Consider the following 4,210-nt stretch of genomic DNA (forward strand, 5'->3'; position numbering starts at 1 on the left):
AAACTCTATTCCTCAGGCATGCATGCCCGCCTCGCCTTCGCCCTCGTCGCCCACGTCGATGCCGATCTCCTCATCGTCGATGAAGCCCTCGCCGTCGGTGATGCCGCTTTCTCCCAAAAATGCATGCGTTTCATGCGCGAATTCCGCAACCGTGGCACCCTCTGCTTCGTCTCCCATGATGCCGCCGCCGTCATCAACCTGTGCGATTCCGCTCTCTGGCTCGACCACGGTAAACTCCAAGCCTTCGATGACGCACGTTCCGTGTGCCGGGAATATAATGCAATGATGTTGGGCCAGACGCGACAACAGGGAATTCATCGATCAGGCGGGCGCATTCTGCCCCCCCCCGTGGTTACCGAAATACCGGAGCCCTTGCTGACGGCCCCCGTAACGGAATGGCCGAACTGCTTCCTGGATACAGTCGATTTGGTCGATGAAACAGGCGCTTCGGTCCATGCCCTACGGGGCGGTGAGCGACTCTCCCTGCAACTGTCGGGAAGGATCGACAAGTCCGACCCGTCGCTGAATGCGGGATTCATTTTCAAGGATCGATTGGGGCAAGCCCTGTTTGGCGCTCTGACCGATGTCACACTGAACGCGCATTGCGATGCAGACGGAAGTTTCGAAGCACGATTCATTTTTGACCTGCCTATGCTTCGGGCCGGAGATTTTTCCTTCACGGCAATACTGGCATCACAATGCGATCATTCATTGATCGTCCGGGCACGCCGCGATGAGGCCTTCGTCGTTCGCCTCGACCCGCAACGGGTGACTCACGGGCTGTTGCCTATCCCCGTCGAGGTTGATTATCGTGTTGTTTCAAGAGTCCATAATTTCAGAAAGAGTGAATCATGAATAATATATCCCCCGAGACGCTGTCCCGCCTGGGTACGTCCCTGGTCTTCGCAGAACCTGCCCTGGTCAGCCCCGACACGGCCTGGAGTTGTCATCTGCCCTTTGCTTTCTGGCTGGTGGAAGCGTTACGCCCGAATATCCTGGTCGAACTGGGGGTGCACAACGGGGTTTCCTACTGTGCCTTTTGCCAGGCGGTGGCACACCTGGGTTTGCCGACCGCAACCTATGGCGTGGATACCTGGCAGGGGGATGCTCACGCCGGTTCCTATGGCGACCGGGTATTCGACACCCTGCGTGCCCATCATGATCCGCGCTATGGCAGTTTTTCCAGCCTGGTGCGCACGAACTTCGATGCGGCACAAACACATTTCTCCCCAGGGTCCATCGATCTGTTGCACATTGACGGTCTGCACACCTATGAAGCGGTACGGCACGATTTCGAAACCTGGCTACCCTTGATGTCTGAGCGCGGGGTCGTGCTGTTCCACGATACCATGGTGCGTGAACGCGATTTCCGTGTCTGGAAACTATGGCAGGAACTGAGTGGCCACTACCCATCATTTTCTTTCCCCTTTGGCCATGGACTGGGGGTTCTCGGCGTAGGCAGTCGTTTACCTGATGCGATTGACTGGTTGCTGCGCCAGACCAGCCTGGGTAACCGTGGTGCGGTGGTTCGTTTCTTCTCCGTACTGGGGGAAAGACTGGAAACCCGTTCAGGAATGGCACGCGCCTTGCGGGACGGCTTGCAGGAACGAGAGCGCCACAAAACTCAGGTCCACAGACTCATGACTGAAGTCTCTGAACTCCATGAGCAAAGAGCGTCCGCAACAAGCGCGCTGAATGCCTGTCGCGCTGAGATTTCCCTTCTCAAAACCTCGACTTCGTGGCGAATCACGGCCCCTCTGCGCCTTGCAAATCAGAAAATCCACCAGATCATGGATAGCCGCACGACCCCCGATGTCTCAACTGTCGTGCCCACGCCCGTACCTGAGTCCTGCCAAACAGAACTCAAACAGGACTACCCGTTGCGCGAAGCATGGTACGACAGCGAATTGCCTGAGGTGTCATTGGTCGTCCTGAACTACAATCGCTCGGACCTGACGCTCGCCTGCCTGGATTCCCTGTGGGAACATACGACGGACCACCGTTACGAAATCGTATTGGTGGACAATGGCAGCGATGCCAGTGACTTCCTGCAATTGGCACCCTCCGTCGTCGGTGCACGCATGGTCCGCCTGGGCATCAATCGATTCTTCAGCGAAGGTAACAATATCGGCTTTGAGGCTTCCCGTGGCCGCTATGTGGTGTTTCTGAACAATGATGTCACGGTGACGCCGGGTTGGCTGGCACCGCTGATCCGCCGCCTGATAAATGACCCCGGCATCGGCGCCGTCGGCCCCAAGATGGTGTATCCCAACGGGGTACTGCAGGAAGCAGGGGCAGAAGTTCGTCTCGACGGGAGCAGTTGCCAGTTCGGTAAAGGTGGGGATCCTCTTGACCCGCTCTATGGAATGGAACGGGAGGTCATGTATGTCTCGGCAGCAGCCCTGGCCCTGCGCCGCGAAACATTCGAACAGGTTCTTGGGTTCGACCTGTGTTATGAGCCGGCATATTACGAAGACAGCGACCTGTGCATGAAAATACGACAGGTGGGATTGCGCATCGTGTATTGTTCGGATTCCACCATAGTGCACCACGAGAGCGCTACTTCCCGCGATCTGGTCCAACAACTCCGGCTCGACACCGTCGTTCCGCTGAACCAGGCACGCTTTCTGGAGCGTTGGAAACCGGTCATGACCGGCGAAATCGCTACCCTGGCCGGATTGATTCCCCCACCCGCCCCGCCCCTCCGGCATCAGGCAGAATTACCTGATGTCCTGCTTTACACGCCTTATCCTCTCATTCCCGGGGGAGGCGAACGTTATCTGCTCACCATTGCCGCAGGACTTGCCGGGCTTGCCAATGTCACGCTGGCGACCCCATACCCCTATTCACGCCTCAGACTGCGCACCATGGGGCGCGAGTTGTCGCTCGATCTGGATGCCGTCGACATCACCACGCTCGATCAGGCGACGAAATTTTCGTCTTACGACTGGTCGATTGTAATCGGCAACGAGGTGGTTCCTGCAATTCCCGCAAAGGGAAAGCGTAACCTCTTCATATGCCAGTTTCCCTTCCCGGTTCCGGAGCAGGTGCTGGTGGATAGATGGAGTTACGCTGACGGCTACGAGCGGGTGGTGGTGTACAGCCCGTACGTCCAACGTCATTATTCCTCCTTGTTGTCAGCTGTCGGCAAACCGAAGTTGCCGATCTCGGTTGTCAGCCCACCTGCACCGTCCGTGTTGGCGCCCGATGCAGCGACCCCGGTGAAAAAATTCATGATATTGGGCGTCGGACGCTTCTTCGTTGGAGGTCATGCCAAGCGCCAGGATCTCATGATCGATGCTTTCCAGAAACTTGTCGTTTTGCATCCTGAAGCGGAATTGCACCTGGCCGGTTCGCTTTCCACCGATAGCGAGTTTCGCGCCTATTTTGTCGATTTGCAAAAGAAAGCCGAAGGATTGCCGATCTTTTTTCATCCCAATGCTTCTCCTGAACAACTGGCCCGGCTTTATGCCGATGCTTCACTTTACTGGCATTTGTCGGGGTATGGTATCGATGAAACAAAAGAAGCCTATCGCTGCGAACACTTTGGCATCACTATCGTCGAAGCCATGTCGGCCGGTTGCATTCCCCTGGTGGTCAATCGCGGCGGCCCCCCGGAAATCGTTCAGCAGGGAGTTACCGGCCATGTGTTCGAATCTCTCGACGATCTCGTGAAGATCAGCGACCGAATCCTGTCCTCGCCGGAGGATGATGCGGACATCGCCACCCTACGAAAAGCCGCGATGAAAGCAAGCAAGCAATTCAGCAGCGCACGTTTCACCGCTGAGTTTCTAAGCCTGATGGAGCTTTCTGGTCGATGACCTCACAGAAGAATCCCGGCAATGGCATGGATATCCTAACCGAGCACGTCATTGCCTGCGCCGAATTGGGCAAAGCGTATACGATTTACGCGCGCCCGGAGGACCGCCTGAAGGAGTGGCTGAAAGGCGGTCACCACGGGGACACTTTCTGGGCTCTGAGGGATGTATCGCTGAGCATACGCCCCGGTCAAACAGTGGGCATCATCGGGCGTAACGGATCAGGCAAATCCACCTTCCTGCAAATGGTGGCCGGCATTCTCAACCCAACCGAAGGCGTCCTCCATACCCGCGGCCGCATCGCCGCACTGCTCGAACTCGGCACCGGCTTCAACCCCGAATTCACCGGCCGCGAAAACATCCGCCTCGGCGCCTCCCTCCTCGGCCTCGAC

The 4,210-nt window shown here is 57.2% G+C and carries 3 protein-coding genes; all 3 read left to right on the plus strand.

The features are described from left to right. On the plus strand, window positions 1–855 hold an 855-nt coding region (locus IV91_RS0111440; RefSeq protein ID WP_150112469.1), incomplete at its 5' end, for a Wzt carbohydrate-binding domain-containing protein. Next, the gene (locus IV91_RS16910; RefSeq protein WP_051862623.1) at window positions 852–3,821 is read left to right on the plus strand and encodes a class I SAM-dependent methyltransferase; all 2,970 of its coding nucleotides are present in this window, start codon (window positions 852–854) and stop codon (window positions 3,819–3,821) included. The genes IV91_RS0111440 and IV91_RS16910, both read left to right, overlap by 4 nt. Then, window positions 3,818–4,210 (plus strand): ABC transporter ATP-binding protein (locus IV91_RS0111450; protein ID WP_031598510.1); only part of this gene is annotated, 393 nt, incomplete at its 3' end. The genes IV91_RS16910 and IV91_RS0111450, both read left to right, overlap by 4 nt.

Origin of the sequence: Ferrovum myxofaciens, from assembly GCF_000735045.1 — a bacterium.
Taxonomy (GTDB): domain Bacteria; phylum Pseudomonadota; class Gammaproteobacteria; order Burkholderiales; family Ferrovaceae; genus Ferrovum; species Ferrovum myxofaciens.